The 26629-nt window shown below is 32.6% G+C and carries 19 protein-coding genes; 8 read left to right on the top strand and 11 right to left on the bottom strand.

All coding sequences use genetic code 11. The features are described from left to right. Positions 1 to 71: 71 nt before the first annotated feature. From NQQ59_RS21195 to NQQ59_RS21155, 9 genes are all read right to left on the bottom strand, one after another. Positions 72 to 809 (bottom strand): DUF2490 domain-containing protein, encoded by a 738-nt coding sequence (locus NQQ59_RS21195; RefSeq protein WP_144215212.1) that lies wholly within the window; start codon positions 807 to 809, stop codon positions 72 to 74. Between the two features lie 110 nt (positions 810 to 919). Further along, positions 920 to 1459 (bottom strand): hypothetical protein, encoded by a 540-nt coding sequence (locus NQQ59_RS21190; protein WP_144215211.1) that lies wholly within the window; start codon positions 1457 to 1459, stop codon positions 920 to 922. A gap of 205 nt (positions 1460 to 1664) precedes the next feature. Continuing rightward, entirely contained in the window at positions 1665 to 4226 is a 2562-nt protein-coding gene (locus NQQ59_RS21185; RefSeq protein ID WP_144215210.1) for a TonB-dependent receptor, read from the bottom strand. 250 nt (positions 4227 to 4476) lie between these two features. Continuing rightward, positions 4477 to 4890, bottom strand: coding sequence for an RrF2 family transcriptional regulator (locus NQQ59_RS21180; RefSeq protein ID WP_012023964.1), 414 nt, complete (start codon positions 4888 to 4890; stop codon positions 4477 to 4479). 93 nt (positions 4891 to 4983) lie between these two features. After that, positions 4984 to 5808: a TPM domain-containing protein gene (locus tag NQQ59_RS21175; protein WP_144215209.1), complete on the bottom strand. Its 825-nt coding sequence runs from the start codon at positions 5806 to 5808 to the stop codon at positions 4984 to 4986. Positions 5809 to 5811: 3 nt separating this feature from the next. Next, entirely contained in the window at positions 5812 to 6249 is a 438-nt protein-coding gene (locus tag NQQ59_RS21170; protein WP_144215208.1) for a TPM domain-containing protein, read from the bottom strand. Positions 6250 to 6303: 54 nt separating this feature from the next. After that, on the bottom strand, positions 6304 to 6888 hold the full coding sequence (locus NQQ59_RS21165) for a LemA family protein (RefSeq protein ID WP_144215207.1): 585 nt from the start codon (positions 6886 to 6888) through the stop codon (positions 6304 to 6306). 34 nt (positions 6889 to 6922) lie between these two features. Continuing rightward, positions 6923 to 7255 carry a MerR family transcriptional regulator gene (locus tag NQQ59_RS21160; RefSeq protein WP_091492704.1) on the bottom strand — a complete coding sequence of 111 codons (333 nt, stop codon included), beginning with the start codon at positions 7253 to 7255 and terminating at the stop codon, positions 6923 to 6925. A gap of 49 nt (positions 7256 to 7304) precedes the next feature. Continuing rightward, positions 7305 to 8282 carry a peptidoglycan DD-metalloendopeptidase family protein gene (locus tag NQQ59_RS21155; protein ID WP_144215206.1) on the bottom strand — a complete coding sequence of 326 codons (978 nt, stop codon included), beginning with the start codon at positions 8280 to 8282 and terminating at the stop codon, positions 7305 to 7307. A gap of 279 nt (positions 8283 to 8561) precedes the next feature. Here NQQ59_RS21155 and alaS point away from each other — a divergent pair, with 279 nt between their 5' ends. After that, complete coding sequence (gene alaS / locus NQQ59_RS21150) at positions 8562 to 11201, top strand: alanine--tRNA ligase (protein WP_144215205.1); 2640 nt, start codon at positions 8562 to 8564, stop codon at positions 11199 to 11201. Positions 11202 to 11376: 175 nt separating this feature from the next. Next, complete coding sequence (locus tag NQQ59_RS21145) at positions 11377 to 11754, top strand: GxxExxY protein (RefSeq protein ID WP_144215204.1); 378 nt, start codon at positions 11377 to 11379, stop codon at positions 11752 to 11754. Positions 11755 to 11849: 95 nt separating this feature from the next. On the opposite strand, the gene NQQ59_RS21140 is transcribed toward NQQ59_RS21145, so the two are convergent. Then, positions 11850 to 13595 (bottom strand): ABC transporter ATP-binding protein, encoded by a 1746-nt coding sequence (locus NQQ59_RS21140; RefSeq protein WP_144215203.1) that lies wholly within the window; start codon positions 13593 to 13595, stop codon positions 11850 to 11852. 355 nt (positions 13596 to 13950) lie between these two features. On the opposite strand from NQQ59_RS21140, the gene NQQ59_RS21135 reads away from it, so the two are divergent. Continuing rightward, positions 13951 to 14730, top strand: a complete 780-nt coding sequence (locus NQQ59_RS21135) for a hypothetical protein (protein ID WP_144215202.1) — start codon at positions 13951 to 13953, stop codon at positions 14728 to 14730. Between the two features lie 62 nt (positions 14731 to 14792). On the opposite strand, the gene NQQ59_RS21130 is transcribed toward NQQ59_RS21135, so the two are convergent. Further along, complete coding sequence (locus NQQ59_RS21130) at positions 14793 to 15923, bottom strand: matrixin family metalloprotease (protein WP_144215201.1); 1131 nt, start codon at positions 15921 to 15923, stop codon at positions 14793 to 14795. 156 nt (positions 15924 to 16079) lie between these two features. Here NQQ59_RS21130 and NQQ59_RS21125 point away from each other — a divergent pair, with 156 nt between their 5' ends. The 5 genes from NQQ59_RS21125 to tamL all read left to right on the top strand — a co-directional run bounded on the left by NQQ59_RS21125 (position 16080) and on the right by tamL (position 26485). Beyond that, the gene (locus NQQ59_RS21125; protein ID WP_144215200.1) at positions 16080 to 16880 is read left to right on the top strand and encodes a hypothetical protein; all 801 of its coding nucleotides are present in this window, start codon (positions 16080 to 16082) and stop codon (positions 16878 to 16880) included. A gap of 138 nt (positions 16881 to 17018) precedes the next feature. Then, positions 17019 to 17810, top strand: coding sequence for a hypothetical protein (locus tag NQQ59_RS21120; protein ID WP_144215199.1), 792 nt, complete (start codon positions 17019 to 17021; stop codon positions 17808 to 17810). A gap of 100 nt (positions 17811 to 17910) precedes the next feature. After that, positions 17911 to 18867: a GSCFA domain-containing protein gene (locus NQQ59_RS21115; RefSeq protein ID WP_144215198.1), complete on the top strand. Its 957-nt coding sequence runs from the start codon at positions 17911 to 17913 to the stop codon at positions 18865 to 18867. 204 nt (positions 18868 to 19071) lie between these two features. Further along, complete coding sequence (locus tag NQQ59_RS21110) at positions 19072 to 24183, top strand: translocation/assembly module TamB domain-containing protein (RefSeq protein WP_144215197.1); 5112 nt, start codon at positions 19072 to 19074, stop codon at positions 24181 to 24183. Continuing rightward, positions 24167 to 26485, top strand: coding sequence for a translocation and assembly module lipoprotein TamL (gene tamL / locus NQQ59_RS21105; protein ID WP_144215196.1), 2319 nt, complete (start codon positions 24167 to 24169; stop codon positions 26483 to 26485). Before NQQ59_RS21110 ends, tamL begins: the two co-directional genes overlap by 17 nt. Positions 26486 to 26629 lie beyond the last annotated feature (144 nt).

Raw genomic sequence — 26629 nt, 5'->3', positions numbered from 1 at the left:
TCTAAAATCTAAAATCTAAAATCTAAAATCTAAAATCTAAAATCTAAAATCTAAAATCTAAAATCTAAAATCTAAAACTTACGATTAATTCTATGATAAACAGTAAGTCGGATAATATCTCGATCATAAAAATCTAAACCGCTGGAACGTCTTTGAAAGTTTTTTAAATAGCCTAATTCTACACCAACGTTAGGATTAAAATGGTAACGTAATGCTACATAAAGTCGGTTTTGATCGAAAGTATTTCTGCGATTGTCTTTCCCATAATTGAACAAAATTTCATCAGAGATAGTTCCTTTGATGCTTTGCTTGTCTTTTTCCCAAAGTGTAAACATAGATTGCAAACGGTATCTAAATCGATATGCAAATGAGAATTCGTCTAAAAGTCCGTTTTTGTCTGCTTTTTGAATAAAACGTTCTTCTACCTGAAAACGATTATGAAAAGTAATTTTGGCGATATCGTTAATAAGTGTCATATCTTGCTGTGCACGATATTCTGGGATTGAATAATCAGGATCGACGTTCGGATTTTGAGTATTCATATTAAAATAAGCAAATCCGGCTCCAAATTCCATGATTTTATTGGCACGATATCGAGCCTGTGATCTTATGACAAAAAGATTTTCATGAATTGGATTTACAAAACTTCGGTTATCAAATTCAGAATGAATCGCCCATTTTTCGGTTAGCGGAAAAATATTGTAATACCGAATCCAGGTCAGCGTTTGCTGATCTGTTTTCTTTACATTTTGTGCCGACAAAACGAGACTGGTAAAACTTAAAACAAATAATAATCTCAAAATCTTCATTCAAATCCTAAATTCAAGCTGCGAATATATATAAACATGAATATATGAATTGAAATAGTGTTTATTTTTTTCTTGTGTTTTTTATTTGATTTTGTGATTCTTTTAGAAAACTATAAAATAGGAGAGCAATTTTCTGAATTAAAAAATTGCAAAGTTTTTTTATCTAAATCTAAAAATGATTCAAGCTGCGGAATTATTTCCATTTCTAAAAAACGCACTTCAGGATTGTTTTGGTTTTTGTTTTTTATGTTAGCTGTTAATTGAATCTTTTTGATATTACTATTTTTTTTCGAGTGTAAAATATAGCTGAAACTATTTGATCCTGATTTTGTAGAAATGTCCCAAACACAACCTAACTTGATAATTTTCTTTTTACCAAAAGGAGTAGATTTATAAAATACATCTTCTGTTTTGTCAAAAACAAACCGTGTTCTATTTTTAATTTTCGAAAGATAGTAAGTGTTGATAAATATCAAAGAACTTAAAATAACAGAAACAGAGATTGCTCCTTTGAAAGTTAATATCCAAAATCCCAAAACTAAAATGAATGTGCCGATGATAGTATTTAGGATAATGTTAGGTCTTTCATACCAATAAGGATCGTATGAAATCTCAGTAGATGATGCCGTAAAATTGTAATATTGCTGCATTTAATACTTGATTTATTCTTATTAATACTAATAGATCTCCAGATAAAAAGAAGAATCATTTACTCAAAATGACAGTAAATTTCAATGTTTAAGAGCAAAACAATTGCCTGTAAAAGTTTTTATAATAGCAGTTTCAGTTTTTTGTATAAAAAAACGAGATACTTAATTGTATCTCGTTGCTTAGTTTTTAGTTTTAAATTTAAGGTTATAAACTGTATTTCAATGTAATTCCATACGTTCTCTGGTCACCTAAAACTCCTGCATATTGTCCTGTATTTCCACCTGCAGGCAATAATTGTTCATAATAATCTTTGTTTAAAAGATTACGTCCCCAAAACTGAATAGATAATCCCTGAGTTACACGGAAACCTAAACGTGCATTAAAAATAGCATATCCTGGAACAACTAAGTATTTTGAAGCAGATGGGCTTGATGAAAATTCAGAACGTGCATAAGAATCAACTGCTAAGAAAATTTTTCCTGCATTTCCAAAAAATCTTGCCTTGTCAGAAAGCTCACCTCCTAAAGATCCTGCCCATTTTGAAACACCTGGAAGGTCAGTTCCTGAAACATCTTTGTAAGCTACTTGAACTCCATCAACAGTTCTTCCTGTTTCTTCCAAAGGAAGCGGTGCATTTGTAAATTTCACATATTTACCATCTGTATATGTTGCAGCACCATTGATGGTTAAGTGAGAACTGATCACAAAACTTGCATCAAATTCGGCACCTCTTACACGTACTTTATCTGCATTTGCAAGATATCCACGGTTTACACCTAATTCTGCTGCCTGAACATTAGTTTGGAAATCTTTAATTTCAGTATTGAAGAATGTTAAATTTAAAATTGAGTTTTTGAATGGAGAAGTTTTTATTCCCGCTTCATAATGATATACTTTTTCCGGTTTAATTACTGCAAGCTCTGTTAATGGCTGACCAGCAGAGTTTGTTGGAAGTCCAGCTACGTTTACACCAACTGGTTTGTAACTTTTAGCAAAAGTTCCATAAATATTGATTTTGTCAGTTGCTTTAAAATTAGCAGTAATGTTTCCTGAAAAGTCTGTGTTATCTGTACTTGAATCAAATGCCTGATCAGAATATACTTGTTTTTTCAAAGCAATTAATGCTGGATCTGTTGTTTGTAAACCTCCGTAAGTAGTACGAGAATAATGAGCATCTTTTTTATCAAAATTATAACGTAAACCTGGTAAAATATGAAGACGATCCGTAATTGCCCAATCAATCTGACCAAATACTGCAGCACTAGAAGCTCTAATGTTTGCGTCAGTTTTAATTCCGTATCCTTCAAAAAGACCTGGAGTTTTCCATAAATTACTAGTTGAACTTTGTGCAAATCTCCATTGTGCATTTCCAGATTCTTCAGTTCCATCAGTTTGAGAAGTTTGATCAATAAAGAATACTCCAGCAACACCGCTTATTTTTGAAGTAATTTGTCCTGCGTAACGAACTTCTTGTGTGATTTGTGTTTGTCTTGTTGGATTTTGAGATTTAGCCAATACTTGTAATCCTGTAAAATCTCTATCATTTGATGGATCCCAGTTCCAAAAACGCCATGCAGTTGTCGATGTAAGTGTTCCTTCGCCAATTTTGGTGTCAACATTTAAAGAGAAACCTCCCATATCCTGATTAGAACGCCAAGGCGTATCATGATCTATTTTACGATCAAAAGCATTTAAGCTTGGAAGCTGATAGTTTAAGTCGGCAATAATAGCATCAAATTGTCTGTAAGCAGCTCTTTGAGTTGGTGCAACACCGGCCACAACCTGCGCATATCCATCTGGACGTTGTGTTGTAATATCGGCAGCAAAGATAACATTCGTATTGATAGTTGGAGTCCAAAGTAATTGACCTCTAATTCCCTGATTGTTTAGTGTGTTTGTCGGTCTTCCTGTTGCAACGTTATCAATTAAACCGTCGCGCTGTGTACCAGAAAAAGATATTCTACCGGCAACTTTATTGCCAAGTGCACCAGTAATAGAAGCTTTGGCTTGCAAGAAATTGTAATTTCCATAACTCACTTCAAAATCGGCACCAGAGTTAAAACTTGGTTTACGAGTAGTAATATTGAATGCTCCAGAAGTGGTGTTTTTTCCAAATAAAGAACCTTGTGGGCCACGTAAAACCTCAATTTGTTCTACATCGATAAAATCTAAAGTAGTTGCTGCTGGACGTGCATAATAAACACCGTCTACATAAAAACCAACTCCTGGATCAATTCCGTCATTTGTCAATCCAAACGGAGAACCTAAACTTCTAATGTTGATCCCTGTATTTCTTGGGTTTGAAGAGTATAATTGAACTGAAGGAACCAATTCTTTAATACGATTCACATTGAAAGCTCCAGTTTGTTCCGCTTGTTTTCCTGTAATAACAGAAATAGCAATTGGTACATCCTGAACTTTTTCGATTCTTCTTCTTGAAGAAACCACAACTTCAATAAGCTCGTTTTCTTCTTTTAGAGCAACCTGAATTGGATTTGCTGGAATTGCAGTTAAATCAAGTTCAGTTGTTTTGTATCCGACATACTGAATTAAAAGAGTCAATGGTAATCTTCCTTCAGAGTCTATTACGAATTTACCGCTATTGTCTGTAACGGCGCTATGAGTTGTTCCTTTAATTACTACGTTTACAGCTTCTAAAGGTATGTTTTCACTTGTTGTAACTACACCTTCAATGTTTTGAGCGAATGAAATAGAGAAAGTTAAAAAGAATAATATTGTAAAGATATTTTGTATTGATGTTTTCATTTTTATATTAAGTATATGTGATTAGTAGAATTTAAAATTAAATTTTTTTTACCAACACATACACATCATAAATGAAGTGGTATTCACAGTTGTGAATTTATAATTATAGTTTTTTTGCAAAAGATTTTTTCCACCTGATTTACTAGAATGTACTTTCATGAGTTAAAATTTTGTAAATGATTAGTTAATTATTTTTGGCAAATATATATAATTAATTCTATCGATTTACTAGACTTTAGAGAATATTTTTTTATTTCTTCACTAATGAAGCAATTGTGATACCTTCCATGGCCTTCAAAGTTTTGTCTCTAATAAGCATTAAACCGTGACGTAGACTGCATTCAGACTCGGTTTTACAATCAGAGCAAGGCTCATAAAAATTTAAAGAAGCGCATGGCAAAAGCGCAATTGCACCGTCAAATAATCGGTGAATTTCTGCCAAAGTGATGTCATTTTTTGATTTAATTAGATAATATCCGCCAAATTTCCCCTGCTTACTACTCACAAAACGTCCTCGTTTTAGATCTAAAAGAATTTGTTCTAAAAACTTTTTAGGAATATTAGCGCCATCAGCTATTTCTACAGTTCTAGAAATGTGATTTTCGTCTTGTTCTGCTAAATAAAGTAAGGCCTTAAGGGCGTATTTTGCTTTATGTGATAACATCTATTAATAAATTGTAAAATGTAAATGTATGATATTTTAATATTGAAACCTAAACTCGAAAGTTGAAACAAAGAAAATTAGAAACAAAATAAATTACCAACCTCCACTAGAACCTCCTCCAGAGAAGCCTCCGCCTCCAAATCCACCTCCGAAGCCTCCGCCTCCGCCAGATGATCCTCCGCCAAAGCCTCCAAATCCGCCACTGCCGCCACTTCTTCCAAGATTACTTAGAATGATTACGTCAAGTAAGCTAGGACCTCCACCACCATTGTTGCCAGAATTTCCTCCTCCTCTTTTGTTTCGAGAAAGTAAAATTAAAATAATTACAACAATAACAATAAAAGGGAAAATTGGAAAATCCTGTCCTTTATTGGTTTTACGTTCGCCTTTGAATTTTCCTTTAAAAACGTCAATTATTGCATCGGTCCCTTTGTCAAGACCGTTGTAAAAACTTCCGGCTTTAAATTCGGGTACAATTATATTTCTGATGATTGTTCCGCCAATTCCAGCAGTCAAACGATCTTCAAGTCCATAACCAGGATTAATAGCGATTTTTTTTTCATTTTTGGCTAAAAGAATGATAACTCCATTATCGTCTTCTTTAGTTCCTCCAATTCCCCAGGTTTGTCCCCATTTTGTGGCTAACTGGCTTACATCTTCGCCTTTTAAGCTTTCAATAGTGATCACTACTATTTGAGTTGTAGTAGAATCAGAATATCGAATTAATTTTTCTTCTAACTGAGCTTTTTCTGTAGAACTCAGAACGTTTGCATAATCGTAAACAGAAGTCTGAAAGCTTGGTTTAGGTGGAATATCAAATTGTGCAAAAGTAATATTGCAAATCAAAAACGTGAAAAACAAAAGAGTAAACTGAAAAATTCTATTGGAATTTGAGGTATTATTGGAGGAATTTTTCATTATTTATCCTTTTGAGATTTCGTTTGATAGTTCATTAGTATCGTCTTCCGTAGAAGGGAAGTATTTTTTTAATTGCTCTCCAGCATTTAAGATGCCATCGACAATACCTTGTTTAAAGTTTCCCGATTTAAAATGATTCGTCATTACATCTTTGGTACAATCCCAAAAATCATTCGATACCAAATCATTAATTCCTTTATCTCCACAGATTACAAAATTTTTGTCTTCAACTGCAAAATAGAGTAGTACACCATTTTGCAATTTAGTTTCATCCATTCTTAAATCGTGAAAAACTTCTAAAGCTCTATCGTAATGAGCTTTAGAAGTTGTTTTTTCTATATGAACTCTAATTTCGCCAGAAGTATTATTTTCGGCCATACGAATAGCTTCAACAATTTCTTGCTCTTCTTCTTTGGTTAAAAAATCTTCTACTTTTGACATCTGATTAATTTTAGAGTTTAGATTGCTGATTTTAGATTTTTTGTCTAAGACCTATTAGAATTTTACTTCAACAGGTTTGTCTGCTCCAGTAGACGCTTCAAAGTATGGTTTTTCTTTGTATTCGCTCAAGAACCAGTTGTTTGGAATTTTTAAAACATATCCGTTATAAACTTGTACAGCTTCGTTAAAACGAGTTCTAGCAGTTAAAATCTGATTTTCAGTACTAGCTAATTCATCCTGTAACTTTAAGAAATTTTCATTTGTTTTTAAAGTTGGATATTGCTCAACAGAAACCAATAATCTTGATAATGATGAAGATACACCACTTTGAGCTTGATTAAATGCTGCTAATTGTTCTGGTGTAACGTTGCTTGGATCAATAGTTACAGAAGTCGCTTTTGCACGAGCTTCGATTACTGCTGTTAAAGTTCCTTTTTCAAAATCAGCGGCACCTTTTACAGTGTTTACTAAATTCCCGATAAGATCATTACGTCTTTGGTAAGCCGTTTGAACATTTCCCCATTCTTTATTTACAGCTTGGCTGTGTTGCAAAGCAGTATTTTTAATACCAATCGACCAAAATGCGATAATAGCAATAAGTGCTATAATAATTCCTACAGGGATTAACCACTTTTTCATATTTGTTTTGATTTAAGTTTATTTCTAGTTTTAATTACAATTCGTTTTTGATGTCGTTCAATTGCGTTTTTATCGACTCTAATTTACGTATTATTTCGAATTTATCTAACGTTTTCTTCTGACCTTCTTTTAAGTGTATTTTGGCTCCTTCAAGTGTAAAACCTCTTTCTTTTACTAAATGGTAAATTAATTGAAGGTTTGTAATATCTTCAGGCGTGAACATTCTGTTTCCTTTTGCATTTTTTTTAGGTTTTAGAATATCAAATTCACTGTCCCAAAAGCGTATTAAAGAAGCATTGACATTAAAAGCTTTGGCTACTTCGCCAATACTGTAATATCTTTTGTCTTTAGAAAGTTCAATATGCATGGATTCGTTTTTTTCTATTTTACTTCAAAAATACTATTTTTTCGGAATATTAATCTAATGATTGGTTTTCTTGGTTGGCCATTTGTGAAATTGCTACATATTCTGCGGCTGAAATATTTCCGTAATAAAAATTCAAAGGATTTACGATTTTTCCATCTTTATGCACTTCATAATGACAATGCGGCCCTTCAGATCTTCCTGTGCTTCCAACATAGCCAATCACATCTCCACGTTTGACATGTTGTCCTGGTTTACAATTATACTTGCTTAAATGAGCGTATAAACTTTCATAACCAAAACCATGCCTGATCACAATATGATTCCCATATCCAGAAGCAGTATTGTCAGCTCTTTCTACCACACCATCTCCAGTTGCATAGATCGGAGCGCCTGTATTTGCAGTGAAATCCATACCATTATGCATTTTTCTCACTTTTGTGAAAGGATCAATACGATATCCAAAACCTGACGCGACACGTTTTAAATTTTCATTTCGAACTGGCTGAATGGCAGGAATTGCTAACAATAAATTTTCTTTAGCTCCAGCTAATTTTAAAATATCATCTAAAGATTTGGATTGAATGGCCAATTGTTTAGAAAGCTTATCCACTCTTTTAGTGGTGTTTAATACCAATTGCGAATTATTATAGCCTTCTAAAACTTTATATCTTTCGGGATTTCTAAAACCCGATTTTCTAATAGAATCTGGAATTTCAGTTTTATTAAAATAAATTCTATAAATGTTATTGTCTCGTTCTTCTAATGCGTCTGCAACTTCATCAATCTCGTCCAGTTTTTTATTCAAAATGGAATATTGAAGTTTTAGATTTTCAATTTCACGTGCCTGTAAACGATCTTTTGGGGTTTCGAAATAAGGAGTATTAATTAATAGTACAAAAACTAAAAATCCAAATAGTGCCGAGGCTAATAAAAACAGTAATGCGTAACCAATTTTTATTCTTTTTCTGGTTTTTATTTTCGTATAAGCCAGATTTTCTGAGTCGTAATAATATTTTACTTTCGCCATATTTTAAAATACGCTATTTTTGCAGCTTGTAAAATAACTTAGACGAACAATAATATTAAATGTTTCGGTCGTTTGGGACTTTTTTACAAGAACAAAATAATTTGATAATTTTGGGGAATTACTTAAATTATATAATGCGCAAAATAGCGAATTTATTGTTGTAAAACATAAGTTTTTAAGCTCTGATTTTAAAAATTAACGCATTAGTAATTGGAAATGATTGCTAATTATCACATTATCAAATTAACACATTAAACAGACACATTTTCTAATTAAAAGATGAAATCACAAGACGTACGTAAACAATTTTTAGATTTTTTTGAGAGTAAAGGACATACTATTGTCCCATCAGCTCCTATTGTCCTTAAAGATGACCCAACTCTAATGTTCAATAACTCGGGAATGGCCCAGTTTAAAGAATTTTTCTTAGGGAACGGAACTCCAAAAAGTCCAAGAATAGCCGATACGCAAAAATGTCTTCGTGTTTCAGGAAAACACAATGATCTTGAAGAGGTAGGTATCGATACTTATCACCATACCATGTTCGAAATGTTAGGAAACTGGTCTTTTGGTGATTATTTCAAAAAAGAAGCAATCAATTGGGCTTGGGAATTATTGACTGAGGTTTATAAAATCCCAAAAGAAAACCTTTATGTTTCTGTTTTTGAAGGTAGTAAAGAAGATAACGTTCCGTTTGACCAAGAAGCTTGGGATATCTGGAAGACTTTAATCGATGAAGACAGAATTATTTTAGGAAATAAAAAAGATAATTTCTGGGAAATGGGAGATCAAGGGCCATGTGGACCTTGTTCTGAAATTCACGTTGATTTACGTTCTGCAGAAGAAAAAGCTCTGAAACCAGGAAAAGGAGAAGTGAATGGGGATAATCCTCAGGTTGTTGAAATCTGGAATAATGTATTCATGGAATTCAACCGTAAAGCAGATGGTTCTTTGGAAAAACTTCCAGCACAACACGTAGATACCGGAATGGGATTTGAGCGTTTGTGTATGGCTTTGCAAGGAAAAACATCGAATTATGATACTGATGTTTTCATGCCTCTAATTAGAGAAATTGAAACGATTACCGGAGCAAAATATACATCTAATGAAGTAAAAAACATTAGTGATGAACAAAATAAAATGAATATCGCTATTCGTGTTGTTGCCGATCACGTTCGTGCGGTAGCTTTTGCTATTGCAGACGGTCAGTTGCCATCTAACACAGGAGCTGGTTATGTAATTCGTAGAATTTTACGTCGTGCTATTCGTTACGGTTTTACTTTCTTAGGAACTAAAGAACCGTTTATTTTCAAATTGGTTGAAACTTTAAGTGAGCAAATGGGTGATTCGTTCCCAGAAATTAGAACACAAAAAGCACTTTGTTCAAATGTAATTCGTGAAGAAGAAAACTCTTTCCTTAAAACATTAGATCAAGGATTGATTCTTTTAGATGCTGTAATTTTAAACAATACTGGCGATACAATCGATGGTAAAAAAGCTTTCGAATTGTATGATACATACGGCTTCCCAATCGATTTAACGGCTTTGATTCTTTCAGAAAAAGGATTGAAACTGGATGAGGAAGGTTTCAAAGAACAATTACAATTACAAAAAGAAAGATCTCGTGCCGCTTCAAAAGTGACTGCTGGAGATTGGAATGTTATTGTTGAAGATGATGTTCAGGAATTTGTTGGTTATGACAGATTGTCTCACCAAGTGAAAATCACTAAATACCGTAGAGTTGAAAGTGCAAAAGACGGAGAGATATTCCAATTGGTTTTCAATGCAACTCCATTTTATGGAGAAAGCGGTGGGCAAACTGGTGATAAAGGATATCTTGAAGCACAAAACGGTGATATCGTTTACATTATAGATACTAAAAAAGAAAATAATCAAACGGTACATTTAGCAAAATCGTTACCAGAAAATCTTACTGGAACTTTTAATGCTGTTGTTGATGCCAACCAAAGAGCTAAAACTTCGTCTAACCACTCGGCTACGCATTTGTTGCACCAAGGTTTACGTAAGATTTTAGGAACTCATATTGAACAAAAAGGTTCGATGGTAAGAAATGCATCTTTACGTTTTGACTTTTCTCATTTTGCTAAAGTTACAGATGAAGAATTGGTAGAAGTAGAGAACTTTGTAAACGCAAGAATTCGTGAGAGTTTACCATTAATCGAGAAAAGAGCAATTCCAAAAGAACAAGCTCTTGAAGATGGTGCAATTGCTTTGTTTGGAGAAAAATATGGCGATTTAGTCCGTACGATTAAATTCGGTGATTCTGTCGAATTATGCGGAGGAACTCACGTTGCGAATACATCTGATATCTGGCATTTCAAAATTGTTTCTGAAGGAGCAGTTGCAGCTGGAATTAGAAGAATCGAGGCAATTACAAGTGAAGCTGCAAAAGAATATTTTGAGTCTCAGGCTGTCTCTTTAGGCGAAATTAAAGAAGCGCTTAAAAATGCTCAAGATCCTGTAAAATCGATTTTGGCATTGCAAGATGAAAATGCTCAATTGAAAAAACAATTGGAAGCTTTATTAAAAGATAAAGCTAAAAATATGAAAGCTGATTTGGCTAAAGAATTACAAGAAATCAACGGAGTTCGATTCTTAGCTAGACAAGTGGATTTAAATCCAGAAGGAGCAAAAGATTTGGCTTATGAGTTAGGTAATGCTTATAACGATTTATTTATTGTTTTGGCTACAGCTCACGAAGGAAAACCAATGTTGACATGTTATGTTTCTAAAGAAATTGTAACAAGCAAAAACTTAAACGCTGGACAGGTTGTTCGTGAATTAGGTAAATACATCCAAGGTGGAGGAGGAGGACAGCCTTTCTTCGCAACTGCAGGAGGTAAAAATGTTGACGGAATTGCTGAGGCACTTTCTAAAGCGGTGGATTTCTTAAAGTAATTTTTAATCTCGCAAAGACGCAGAGTCGCAAAGTTTTTTTTAAGCTTTGCGACTTTTTTATTTAAGCGTGGTGTAGTTAATCTCGCAAAGACGCAGAGACGCAAAGTTTTTTTATTCTTTTGGGTTTATTTTTTAAAACCTAATTTTGTAAGTTTATACTTAAAAACAATATGAAATGACTGAGAATGAAATTTCGGCTGTTGTGGTTGATGTTTGTTATAAAATACATGTGAAGCTTGGGCCTGGATTATTAGAATCTGTTTATGAAGCGATCTTGTTTCACGAATTAACTAAAAGAGGCTTAAGTGTAGAAAGACAAAAGGTATTACCTGTAATTTGGGATCAAATAAATTTAGATATTGGTTTTAGAGCTGATTTAGTAGTTGAAAGTAAAGTGATATTAGAGATCAAATCAATTGAGCAAATTACAGATGTACATGCTAAACAAGTTTTAACTTATCTTAAAATAACAAAGATGAAATTAGGTTTGTTAATCAATTTCAACGTCCCAATAATTAAGTTTGGAATAAAAAGAGTAGTTTCAAACTTATAAAACTTAAAAACGAGCAAAGAAAAAGTCGCAAAGCTTAAAAAAAAACTTTGCGACTCTGCGTCTTTGCGAGATTATTTCTTCATACAAAAATAGAGTTACTTACGCTCCCCAATCTGCTGGCGCCACATTGCGTAATACAATCCTTTTTCTACAATCAAATCTTCGTGTTTGCCTTGTTCGATGATTTTACCTTGTTCCAGAACAAATATTTTATCAGCATGCATTACAGTAGACAAACGGTGAGCGATTAAAACAGTAATTCTGTTTTTGTCTGAGATATTTCTAATCGTATCGTTGATTTCTTCTTCGGTGATAGAATCTAAAGCAGAAGTTGCTTCGTCAAAAATCAATAAATTCGGGTTTCTTAAGATTGCTCTCGCGATAGATAAACGTTGTTTTTCTCCACCCGAAACTTTGATTCCACCTTCACCAATTGTAGTATTTAAGCCGTCTTCAGCACGTCTTAGAAGTTTATCACAGCTGGCACGTTTTAGGGCATCATATAAATCCTCGTCGGTTGCGTTTGGCTTAACGAATAATAAGTTTTCACGAATGGTTCCAGAAAATAATTGAGCATCTTGTGTTACAAAACCAAGTTGTTTTCTTAAATCTAACAAATCAACATCTGTAGAATCAATATCGTTATACAAAACTTGACCTTCTGCAGGAGTGTATAATCCGACTAATAATTTCACTAAAGTTGTTTTTCCAGATCCAGACGGACCAACAAAGGCAACGGTTTGTCCTTGTTTGATTTCGAAATTAATATTTTCAACTGCTTTAAACTTTGCTGTTTTGTGTTGAAAACTAACATTCTCGAAAAGTAGTTTCTGAATTGCTCCAATATGTTTAGGACTTTTTGGACGAAACTCTTTTGGAGCATTCAATAAGTGTTTGAAGTTCTCCATAGAAACTTTCGTTTCATTCAGCGCAATAATAAAGTTTCCTAATTCCTGTAATGGACCAAAAATGAAGAAAGTAAAAAATACCATCGTCAATAAATCACCAACGATGATTTTTCCTCCAAATAGGAAATAGTAAAGTGCAAAAACTACGCAAGTTCTTAAAAAGTGAACAGTTGTCCCTTGAATAAAACTCAAACTTCTGATAAAACGAATTTTCTCTAATTCTAATTGAAGAATTTTGAAAGTATTTAAGTTTAAACGTTTTTCTTCTTGATATGTCAGTCCAAGACTTTTTACCAATTCGATATTTCGTAAACTTTCTGTTGTAGAACCCGCAAGCGCATTAGTCTGATTTACAATTTTTCTAGAAACGATTTTGATTTTCTTTCCTAAATACAAACTAACCAAAGCAATGATTGGAGCTGTAACTAAAAAGATAATAGAAATTCTCAAATCAATTCTTGCTACATAAACGATTACGAAGATGAATCCGATAATGGTTTGGAAAATTAGCGAAATAGAAAGTGTAATTAATTTTTCAGAATCAATTCTAACTTTAGTCAGTTTGCTTAAAGTTTCACCACTTCGTTGATCTTCAAATTCGGCGTAAGGAAGATCAAGTGATTTTTTGATTCCATCAGTATACATTTGTGCACCTGTACGCTGAATAACCACATTCGTAAAATAATCCTGAAAGTTTTTAGTAATTCTGGAAATCATGGCTGCTCCAAGCGAAAGTCCAAGCCAGAAAGACAATGATTTAATAAAACCGATTTCGTTTCCTTTGTATTTTGCCAGTCCAACCCCGCAATCCTGCATTAGTTTTCCTGTAATTACTGAGTCTGATAAACTGAAACAAATGTTGATAGAAGCCATTATCAAAGCAAAAAATAAAAGCATTTTATGTTTGATGATGTAAGTATATAATAATTTCATAAGTGATTTAAAAAAATGGAAGATGCAAAAATAAGGAATTGTTTTAGTTTGTGAAGTTCATTTTTGTTATTTAAAAGGTAAATTTTTTACAGGTAAACTTGTCAATGTTTTTTTGTTGTTATGTTTTAATATTTTAACGCAGTTTTTTTAATCTGAAGTAATAAAAAATAGAAAAAAAAAGAAGATGGATTAGTGCATAATTTGTTTTTGTTTAAAATTTTTACACAACGTATTTTGCTTTTTAGTAATAGGTTATGAAGATTTTGATGCATATTTTTTTTGGAGTGTGGAATCACGTAAGGTTTAGATTTTGGGATGTATTACGTTTGCAGCAAACAAATTTAACCAAGTCAAAATGAAAAAAATTTTATGCCTTTTTAGCGCTTTATCAATGGTGCTAATTTCTTCTTGTTCTAGTGATGATTCGTCAGAAGCTACAGATGTAGTATTATTACCAAAAAAAATTACTGAAACACTTGTAGAAAACGGAAAACCAGGAAGTCTTACCTACACTTTATCGTATGATGGAAACAAATTGAAAGAAATCGCTCTTTCAGATGCTTCAAGATCTGTTTTTACGTACACAGGAGATCTTATTACTAAAGTTGAATTATACCGTTCAAGTGTTTTGTATTCTACAGATGTTTATGCTTACGAAGGAGATAAATTAGTCTCTAAAATTACTACTAGAGAAGCTAATAAAAACTATCAGAGTAAATTAACTTACGTTTACAATGCAAACGGAACAGTTAATGCTAATGAGTCTGATATAGATAACAGATTTGAAATTAAATACGATACTACTACACTTTATACTTTCCAGAATGGAAATATTGTTTCTTCAGAATATATTAATGGTGAAAGAGATAAAGTAACAAATACTTTTGACAATAAGAAAAGTCCTTTTCTTAATATTATTGGAGTAAAAGCTTTATTCGATTTAGATAATGATTATTTCGATTTTTATTCTGTAAATAATGTAGTGAAAAAAGTTACAGTAGCTTACGATAATAAAGGTGTAGTTACTCAAACAACAACTGAAGAGCCTACTTACAAATACAATAACAGCAACTACGCTACTGAAATAGCTGCAGGAGATGCAAAAAATTCTTTTAAATTAGAAATTGTTTACTAATCAACTTCTGAAATAATAAAACAATCCCCAATTAGCAAAAGTTAATTGGGGATTTTTATTATTTAGATTTTTCCTTTTTTAGAAGACCATTTTAAAGATCCCTTATAAATTAATTGAAGATCTCCGTCATCTTGCAACTGCAAGGTTGCGCCAGGATATCCTGCGGTATCAGATGACCAAGTTGTTTGTTCTGGTGCTGTAAAACCAGAAGCATGTCCTTTGATTACCAAATTTCCGTCAGTTTGTAAATAACAGGAAGCACGATTGCTATAATTCGCTTTTCCTTTCTCCCATATTATAGCATCATTAGTTACATTTTTAATAGCTAATATTCCGGAATTGAATTGTAAAACAAATAAACCATTTGATGATTTGATAGCTTGTGCCCACGGAATATAATCTATTCTTTCCCCAGATTCTATTACCGATCTTATAGGAAAAGGATACCATTTATTAATGGATGTAATGTCGGTCATGGATAATTCCGTCATTTCGTTTACACCAACGCCATCAGTGGTAAGAGCTGGAGCAACATAATAATGCATGATAGAAAGAGGATCGTACTGACTGTAATTGGTCGATTCGGGACTTTTTATGACAAATTGATCGACCTCTTCTTTAGACCAGCCGTTTAATTCATTGTAGTATTTGTATACTTTTGGTAAATCCCATTTTATGGTTGATGCCGGACTGGCATTTTCATGAATAAGGCCCAGTGCATGTCCAAATTCATGTAAAATGGTTCTTCTAATCGAAGATTCATTTGAAGCCGTAAGAGGTCCCAATCGCATAGACTGTTCTTCGGTATTTCCATAAGCAGATTTCATTCCTAAAAAAGACCAAGCTCCATAACTGCCAACGTTAAAACCTATTCTGATATCAGCATATTCTTTTGTAGTAACATATTCAAATTTTAAATTGGCATATTTTGTCCATTCAGCTGCAATTCTTTTAACTTTTTCCTGAGCCACAGCATCGCCATCCAGAAATTTAATTTTAATAGTCTGACCAATTTGCCATCTCGGCCAATTGATAATGGCAGCATTCGGTTTGGTGGTAGGATCAGATTTTAAGTCGATATAATTAAAACTGCAATAACGAATTTCATCATTAGAGATCTGATTTTCTTCATTATTACATGAAAAAAATAGTAAGAACAAAAATGAAATAAAGAATCTACCAAGCCTTTGCATATGTGTTTTTTGAAAGAAAAAGCAAATTTAAAACAAGAAGAAACATCTTTTTAAAACACAATAGAACTATGTCCTATAGTGTTACAATTATAACTTTTAGTGGAAAAACAATCTTAAGATAAAAGCTTCATTTTGTGAATTATTTATTTTATCAAAATGAAAAAGTACTTATTGTATTGTTTGTCAATTGTTTCTTTTCTTTCGTTTTCCTGTTCTAATGAAGGATATGGATATAGCGAAGACATCATTCTACCCAAAACATTAAACACTATTTATCTGGATCATCCTGAAAAAAATTATGCTACAAATATTGTTTACAGTGGAAATAAGATTGTTCTGGTAAGCAATAAATTTCAAAGAATTGAGTATGGTTATAATGACAATCGTATCGTAAATGAAATCAAATACAGTATTAGAAATCAGCAGGAAATTAAATATTCAGAAACTATTTATAAATACGAAAATAATGGTTTAAAGACGGTATCGCAAACAGTAAATGGACAGGAAACGAAATGGATTTATAATAAAAATGCAGATGGCTCAATTGCAAAAGAAACGTATTCTTTTGATGCTGAAAACAAAAAAGAGCAAAAAAATCGAGGACGTACTATTTTAACAATCATAAATGGAAATTTAATTAATTTAGTTTCTGATTGGGGGTATAGTGATGTGGTTACATGCGGTAAATATGAATATGATGGAAACAACAATCCGTTTAAAAATGTTCTGGGCTTTGATCTGCTTTTAGATCAAGAAGCTTTTGGTTTAGAACTCAATATTTCATCTGCAAACAATTTAACTAAACATAATTATTATCCAATTACTTCAGGAAATATTGTATTTGAACCGTATTGTAATACAATGAAATATGAATACAATAAAAAAGGGTATCCAACCAAGAAATCAACTTATGATTATGCTGGGCGAATACTTGATATAATAGAATTCGTGTACTAAGTTTTGGGATTATCATGTAAGAGTTAAATTCCACAAAAGCCACAAAAAGTTTTTTTAATATTAAAATAAGGTAAGATTTTATTGCTTTTTTAGCTAGGTTTGATTTATTTTGAAATCACAAATCTTAACCTGCTAAAAATGAAAAAACTATTACTTCTATTTACTGTATTTTCACTAATTATTATTTCTTGCTCCAGTGACGACAGTAGTTCTTCAGAAGATAAATCGGTATTGCCCAAAACCATTTCTTATATATATCCTAGTATTTATTTAGGCACAAATACAAAAAGTACACTTTCTTATAACGGAAATAAAATTGTTAATAGCACTGACGAAGATTCAAAAACTGTCTTTACTTATACGGGAGATTTAATCACCAAGCAAGAAGTATTTGAGGTAGACAGACAGGGCAAAGAAACTAAAACAGATGAAGCAGTTTACACATACGAAAACGGTAAATTAAAGACAAGAATTTTTAAAGAAAGCATTACTGCGCAATATCCTGATGGAGAATACATCGAAAAAGTCGTTTACACTCATGCTTCTAATGAGTCTATTTCATATGTAAATTATTCAGTTGATAAAAATACTAAAGCAGAGCTGAAAACAAGCGAGGGTGTTTTAACATATAAAGATGGAAATCTTATAAAAGAGCAAAGGACTACTAGTTCTGGAACTGCAACCAGAGATTATGAATATGATGGGAAAAATAATCCTCTAAAGAATATTTTAGGTTTCAGTGAGCTGTTAAATGAAATCAGTGATATAGGAAGAGGGAATGTTGTAAAAACAACCTTAAAACCATCTGGAAGTTCTACAGTTGTTACTTACTTGACAAGCTATATTTATAACGATAAAAATTTTCCAACCAAACATACTTCATATGCTAGTGACGCATCCATTGAGTACGAAATAGAGTATACGTATTGATTTAAAAAACACTTTTAAGATTTATAAAAAACCAAATACTTTCTGTATTTGGTTTTTTTATTGCTGATAATTGGCGAAATTCGTGTTCAAATAAAATCTCATGCAATTCAGAACCCAAATACCAATTTCAAAAAGTAATTTTCCAATCGATTATCATTCGAAAGTACTTTCTATTGGTTCCTGTTTTGCAGAAAATATGGCGGAGAAATTCGATTATTTTAAATTTCAAAATGAAACTAATCCGTTTGGAATTATTTTTAATCCCGTTTCGATAGAAAAATTGTTTCAAAGGATTTGTAAACAAGAATTATTTGGAGAAAAAGATGTTTTCTTTCATAATGAACGCTGGCATAGTTACGAAGTGCATTCTGATTTGAGTAATTCTGACAGGCAGGAATTGCTAGAAACACTGAGCAAAGCAGTTACAGAAACGCACAAACAATTAAAAGAAGCTTCACATCTTATCATCACTTTAGGAACGTCATGGATTTACAGAAGTACTGAAAGCAATGAAGTTGTAGCCAATTGTCATAAAGTTCCCCAGAAACAATTTTCAAAAGAATTATTGTCTGTTGAAGTCATTCAGAAAAGTATTCAAAATACAATAGAAGCGGTTCAAACCTTAAATCCTAATATCAATTTCATTTTTACGATTTCGCCAGTTCGTCATATCAAAGACGGTTTTGTAGAAAATCAGTTGAGTAAATCACATTTGTTTACAGCAATTCATGACATTCTAAAATCTGAAATCTACAATCTAAAATCAGAATATTTTCCTTCTTACGAAATCATGATGGATGAACTACGAGATTATCGTTTTTATAACGAAGATATGCTTCATCCAAACCAAATTGCGATTGATTATATCTGGAAGCTTTTCAGCGAAAGCAATATTTCAGAAGACAGTTTTTCTTTAATGAAAGAAGTAGAGGAAATCCAAAAAAGCCTACGCCATAGAAGTTTCAATCCCGAATCAGAACAGCATCAAAAATTCTTAGCAAAACTGCACCAGAAAATTGAAGCTTTAGGAGAAAAACAGCCACACATTAAATTTTAATTTTGTTTTAAAAGCATCGCAGAATTAAAAAAGAAACTTCGTGCCTTCGAGCCTTTGTGGCAAGAAAAAGCTCATTTAGCAGTAAAATTTTAGAATAATTCCTCATAATTGTGTAAATTGTTAAGATTTAAATTTTACATTTTTGTAAAATGTCTAATCCTGCTTTTTTCAGAAGCAATTTAATCTAAACGTTTTTATTGAGGTATGAATAAGAAACCCATTCATTATTTAAAAAAAACACTTCGTATACTGCTTTGGTGTGTGGGTTCTGTGATTACGCTTTTATTGCTTGTTATTATTTTAATTCAGGTTCCATCGGTTCAGAATTTCGTTAAAAACAAAGCGATTACATACCTTGAAGGTAAAATAAAAACCAAAGTTTCTCTAGATAAAATCTTAATCAAATTCCCAAAAGATGTAGTTCTGGAAAGTTTCTATTTTGAAGATCAAAAAAAAGATACTTTGCTGGCAGGTAAACGATTAGAAGTTGATGTTGATCTTTTTAAATTGGTTAGCAGTGAACTCGAAATCAACTCTGTTTCGCTTGAAAATGTAAAGGCAAATATCTCTAGAAACAAAGACGGCGTTTTCAATTTCGATTATATCATCAAAGCATTTGAATCTAAAGAGCCAAAAGTAGAAGATCCTAATGCCAAGCCTTTCAAAATTTCGGTTGTAAAAGTCAATCTCGATCAGGTTAAATTTAACTTTAAAGATGATTTTTCTAAAAATGATATTCGAGTAAATCTAACGCATTTTGATACCAAATTCAAAAAGTTCGATTTGGATCAAATGGATTTTAATATTCCGACCATCAATTTAAATGGTTTAAAAGTAGTTTTAGATCAAGATGTTGTCGAGAAAATTGCTGAAGTTTCCGTTAAAACTGTTGATACTGTTTCGAAACGAGCAGATTTCAAATTGAAACTGGATAAAATTGCCTTATCCAAAATAGATATTTTATATGATAATAAAGACTCGAAATTAAATTCGGGTATAAGTTTAGGAAATTTAAATTTGTTAGTAAATGGGATTGATCTTAATAAACAGTTTTTGGATTTTGATACTTTTGAAGTTAAAAATCTTAAAGGAAATTTACGTCTGGGTACAAAAGATAAGCAAATTCAAGCGCCAAACCTCGACACCACAGCCATAAAACAAGCAGGTTGGAAAGTAAAATTAAACGAAACCAATTTAGAAAATATTGCTTTCAAATTTGATGATATGCAATCGAAACCAGTTTCAAAAGGAATCGATTACAAACATTTAGATTTAAACAAATTCAACTTTAAAGCCGAGAAACTATACTACGGAAATGATACGATTTCTGGAAGTATCAAAACGCTTACTGTAAATGAAAAAAATGGTTTAGCCATTCAATCTTTAAAAACCGATTTCTTTTACGGACCGAAAAATGCATCTTTGGATAATTTGTATTTAAAAACACCGCAAACTCTCGTTCAAGATAAAATTAAAGCCGAATACAAATCGCTTGAATCTCTTCAAAAAGATTTAGGAGATTTGGCTGTTGATGCTAATTTGAAACAATCAAAAATTGGTTTCAAAGACATTTTATTGTTTGTTCCGGATTTGCAGAAAACAAATCCGTTTAAGAGTAATCCAAATGCGATTTTGTATGTAGACAGTCGTGTAAGCGGGAAAGTAAAAGATCTGAATATTTCGAAATTTGAAATGAGCGGAATAGGAACAACAAAAGTTTCCCTTTCGGGGAAAATCGCTGGTTTGCCTGATGCTCAAAAAGCGTATTACGATTTGAATATTAAAAAGATTTCCAGCACCGCAAAAGACATCAATATGTTTGTGCCGGCAGGAACAATTCCGAAAAATATTCAATTGCCTTCTCAATTAAATTTACAGGGAAATTTTAAAGGTTCGGTTCAGAATTTTAAAACTAATCTATCTTTAAATAGCAGTTTTGGAAATGCAAAAGTAGACGCTTTGTTTGATCAACGAATCAAGAAAAAAGAAAAATACGATGCCCAAGTTTATCTTTTAGATTTTGATTTAGGCCGATTAATTAAAAACGATTCGATTGGAAAAATTACGCTTAAAGCGAAAGTAAAAGGAAACGGTTTAGATCCGAAAACTGCAAATGCCGTAATTGACGGTTTAGTTCAGAAAGCTGTTTTTAACCGATATACGTATAAAGATTTAGCTTTAAAAGGAAATATAGAAAACGGTTCTTTTGCAGTAAAATCTGGAATGAAAGATCCAAATCTGAATTTTGATTTAACGGCAAGTGGCGACACAAAAGACAAATATCCTACCGTAAAATTAAAATTGAATCTGGATATCGCCGATTTAGAAAAACTGAATCTGCATGCCGGACCAATGAAATTACGAGGCAATGTCGACGCCGATATTACCAACAGTAATCCAGATTATTTGAACGGAAAAGTATTCCTTTCGAATGTTCAGATTTTGCAAGACAAAGAGCCAATTGTTTTAGACTCGGTTCGTGTAATTGCGTTTTCAGACCAAACACGTAATAATATTAAAGTTTCGTCTCAATTTTTAAAAGCCGAGGTTGACGGAAAATATAAGTTGACAACACTTGCAGCGGCAATGAAAAAATCATTGTCAAAATATATTGACTTGAAGAATCCAAAAGTAAATGGAGAATCAGACGAGCAGAGATTGGCTTTTACACTTTCTGTAGACAACGATCCGATTTTATTCAAATTGATTCCAAAACTAACAGGTTTAGAGCCAATTAAAATTACAGGAAAATATAACAATGTCACAGATTCTTTGGAAGTTCGAGGTACAATTCCAAGAATTACTTATGGTGATAACACGATTTCTGATGGAAAAATCAATATTGAAGCTAAAGAAAATGCTTTAGAATATTCAATTTCAATCGCAACAATTGAAAGCGGTTCTTTAAAAATTCCGTTTACAAGTTTAAAAGGTGATGTTCAAAATAATATTTTGACTTACGCACTTGAAGTTCAGGATGCCAAACAAAAACAGCAATATTTTATTGCGGGTGAATTTAAAGCAGAAGATTCTAAAAACATCTTAAAACTTGATGCTGAAAATTTCGTTTTAAACTATGACAAATGGAATATTGATCCAGAAAATGCCATTGAATTTGGAGATAAACAACTTTATGTCAATAAATTCAATTTGAATAATAACGGAAATGAATTAAAAGTTCAGTCGCAGGGAACGCAGGATAATGCGCCATTACAAGTCGATTTTGTAAACTTCAAAATCGAGACCATTATGAATATGGTTAAAAAAGACGAGCTCTTAATGCAAGGTTTGATCAACGGAAATGCATTAGTTGAAAATGTAATGACGAATCCAACTTTTACATCTGATTTAAAAATTGATGATTTCACTTTCAAAGGAGATAAAGTAGGTGATTTAGAAATAAAAGTAGACAATAAAACAGCCAACACGCTTGCGGCAAATGTGACTTTAAGCGATGAAGGAAATGATGTTAAACTGACTGGAGATTATCAATTAGACGCTGGAAATTTTGATTTTGATGTTGATATCAATAAACTGAATATTGCCAGTATTCAAGGTTTCAGTATGGATAATATCAAGGAAGGAAAAGGTTATTTGTCGGGGAATTTTAAAATTACAGGAAATACCGCGACTCCAAGAATTAACGGGGAATTGAATTTTAATGATGCCGCTTTTAGAGTAACGCAATTGAATTCTTATTTTAAAGTTAAAAACGAGAAAATCTCTTTTAATGACGGAACCATTTCATTTGATAAATTCTCTCTTTTAGATGAAAATGACAATGAATTGTATATCAACGGAAATATAAAATCGCCAGATTTCAGAAAATACAATTTCGATTTATTGGTTGAGGCAGACGATTTTAGAGCCATCAATTCCAAAGCAAAAGACAATGATTTATTCTACGGAGATCTTTTTTTAGATACAAAATTAAATATCAAAGGAGATCTCGACAGTCCAGTAATTGATGGAACGTTAAAAATTAATAAAGAGACCAAATTTACAGTTGTAATGCCACAATCAGATCCTTCAATTGCGGATCGTGAAGGAATTGTTGAGTTTGTTGATGAGGATAACGCTTATCTGAAACAAACGGTTGATATGCAGAACAAACTGAATCAATCGGAGTTGAAAGGAATGAATGTAAATGTGGCGATTTCAATTGATAAAGAAGCAGAACTTACTTTGCTAATCGATAAATCAAATGGTGATTACTTGAATTTGAAAGGAGAAGCAGAATTAGTCGGCGGAATTGATCAATCTGGAAAAACAACTTTAACTGGGAAATATGAATTCTCAGAAGGTGCTTATCAAATGAACTTCAACGGAATAAAAAGAAAGTTTGATATTCAAAAAGGAAGCTTTATTACCTGGAATGGCGAGCCGACAATGGCAACTTTAAATATTACGGCAATTTACAAAGTAAACACAGCGCCAATTGATTTATTAGGAAACCAGTTGAAAGGTGAATCGCAAACAGTGCAAAATACATACAAACAAAAACTTCCTTTTCAGACTTTACTGAAAATGAATGGAGAATTATTGAAACCAGAAATCTCTTTCGGAATTGTACTTCCTGAAGGAAATTATAATGTTTCTTCAGATGTTGTTGAATTGACGCAAGCAAAATTAAAACAGCTTGAACAAGATCCAGCGGAGTTAAACAAACAGGTTTTTGCACTTTTATTATTGAACAGATTTGTTGGTGAAAATCCGTTTTCGAGCGAAAGCGGTGGTACAAATGCCGAATCTTTTGCCAGACAAAGTGTGAGTAAAATTCTTTCGCAGCAACTAAACAATCTTGCGGGCGATTTAATTACAGGTTTTGAAGTCAATTTCGACTTAGAATCGACAGAAGATTACACGACAGGAACCATGCAAAACCGAACAGATTTGAACGTCGAAGTTTCTAAGAGATTACTTGACGATCGATTGAAAGTTACTGTTGGAAGCAGTTTTGGAGTTGAGGGCCAGGAACGTGCCAACGAAGAAAGTACCAATATTGCGGGTGATGTGGCATTAGATTATCAGCTTACCAAAGACGGTCGATATATGGTTCGTGCGTATCGTAAAAATCAATATCAGGTTGCGGTTGAAGGACAGGTTGTAGAAACGGGCGTTGCTTTTGTAATTACGATGAGTTACAATAAATTCAGAGAGCTTTTTCATCGTTCAGAAGAAGAAAAAGAATTAATTAGAGAAGAGAAAATTCGCAAAGAGAAAGAAAAGAAAAAGAAGCAGGAGGAGAAGGAAAAAGAAAAACTGCAAGACAAAGAAGAAGAAAATCAAATTAAAGGAAATGAGCTTAAAACATAATCATATAAACCCATTTTATATAAAGTGTATCGCACTGTTTTCCTTGTTTTTTATCGTAGGATGCAGTAATACCAAATATCTTCCAGAAGGCGATTTGCTTTATACTGGCGGTTCTGTGACTATAAAAGATTCGATTATGAAAAAGAAAGATCGAAAAGCTTTAGAAACAGAGTTAGAAGGTTTATTACGTCCAAAACCAAACAAACAAATCTTTGGCCTTCGGCCTAAATTATTGATTTACAATCTTGCCGGAGAACCTAAAAAAGATAAAGGAACTAGATATTGGCTAAGAAACAAAGTCGGTGAAGCACCAGTTCTTTTCAGTCAGGTAGATTTAGATTACAATGCATCTGTTTTACGAAATTTTACTGAAAACAGAGGGTATTTTAAAACACGTGTCAGTGCAGATTCGACTGTTCGAAACAAGAGAGTTACGGCAGAATATACGGTTACACCAAGAAAACAATACATTATAAAAAGTGTGATCTTTCCAGATGATTCTTTGAAAATGTCAAAAATTATTGCAAAAAGTCACAGAAGAAGTCTGTTGAAAGTCGGGAATCCGTATGACTTGGAGGTAATTAAAGCCGAAAGAGAACGGATTGATGCGAGACTAAAAGAAAAAGGATATTTCTACTTTAATCCCGATTATATTTTAGCAAAAGTAGACAGCAGTAAAGGCGACCATGAGGTAAAAATTCGATTGGTTATAAAAGATGATACGCCTGTTAAAGCATTGACAGCTTATAAAATTGATAAAATCTTCGTTTATCCAAATTATTCGCTAACCAATGACAGCGCGGTTTATAGAAAAAGAAATATCACACAGTACAAAGATTTTACGATAATTGATACGGCGGATACTTTTAAACCAAGAATTTACGACCGAACGATTTATTTCAAAAAAGGCGATGTTTACAATAGAAAAGATCATAATTTGACTTTAAACCGCTTTGTAAATTTGGGAACTTTTAGTTTTGTTAAAAACGAATTTAAACCATCAGATTCGATTCCGAATGCATTAGATTCCTATTATTACCTAACACTTTTACCAAAAAAGTTTATTCGTGTTGAAGTCATTGGAAAAACGAATTCGGCAAGTTATACAGGTACCGAAATAAATTTGAATTGGAATAATCGAAACTTCTTAAAAGGAGCAGAATTGTTTACCGCTTCTGTTTTTGGAGGAGCCGATTTTCAACTTGGAGGCGCTAATAAAGGAAAAAATATTTATAAAATTGGAGGTGAAGTTAGTTTGACTTGGCCAAGATTTATTACACCATTTAATATTGAAGGAAACAGCGAATTTGTGCCAAGAACCAAAGCTACTTTACGTTACGAATATCAAAAAAGAACACAATTGTATGCTTTGAATTCTTTTAATACTTCATTCGGTTATTTGTGGAAAGAAAACATTCGTAAAGAACATCAGCTAAATGTAATTGATGTGACTTATGTAAGTCCAAATCACGTGACACCAGAATATTTAGCCGACATAGACGAAGATCCCGCTTTAGGAAAAGTGATTGAAAAACAATTGATTTTTGGTCCAACATATAATTATACGTATACCAATACGATGCAGAAACGCCGAAAAAACACCATTTATTTTAATGGTGAATTGGATTTGGCTGGAAATATTACAGGATTGGTTACTGGTGCAGATTATCCGGATAAGGTAAAAACGATATTTGATGTTCCGTTTAGTCAATACGTTAAAATTAAAACAGATTTTAGGCATTATTTGAAACTAGGAAAAGAAAGCGAATTAGCAAGTAGATTAATTTTAGGTGCTGGATTTGCTTATGGAAACTCAAATACGCTTCCTGCATCAAAACAATTTGTAGTAGGAGGAACAAATAGTATTCGAGCCTTTAGAGCAAGAACTCTTGGGCCGGGAAGTTATGTTATTCCGCCAACGACAACAAATATAAATTATACTCCAGATCAATCTGCCGATTTAAAATTGGAATTCAATACCGAATATCGTGCGAAATTATTCAGTATTGTGAGAGGCGCTGTCTTTTTAGATGCAGGTAATATTTGGCTTTTGCATGCCGATCCAAATAAACCGGGAGCCGAAATTTCGAAGGATTTTATGAAAGAACTTGCAGTTGGAGCAGGAGCAGGTCTACGTTTCGATTTGTCATTTTTAGTTTTAAGAACAGATTTAGCCATACCGCTTAGAAATCCAGCATTACCAGACGGACAAAGATGGGTAATTGATGATATTAATTTCGGAAGCAGTTCATGGCGAAAAGACAATCTTATTTTGAATATCGCAATCGGATATCCGTTTTAGGTTTTTTTTTCGCCACGAATTTACGAATTAGCTCTAATTTACTAACGTTAAGTTCGAATTATTCGAATTTTAATTTGTGAAATTAAGACATATTTGTACTCAAAGAAATTAGCTAAAATTCGTGAATTCGTGGCTAAAAAAACT

The organism is Flavobacterium panacis (assembly GCF_024649945.1).
Taxonomy (GTDB): domain Bacteria; phylum Bacteroidota; class Bacteroidia; order Flavobacteriales; family Flavobacteriaceae; genus Flavobacterium; species Flavobacterium panacis.
This window is presented reverse-complemented; position numbering and strand designations above follow the sequence as displayed.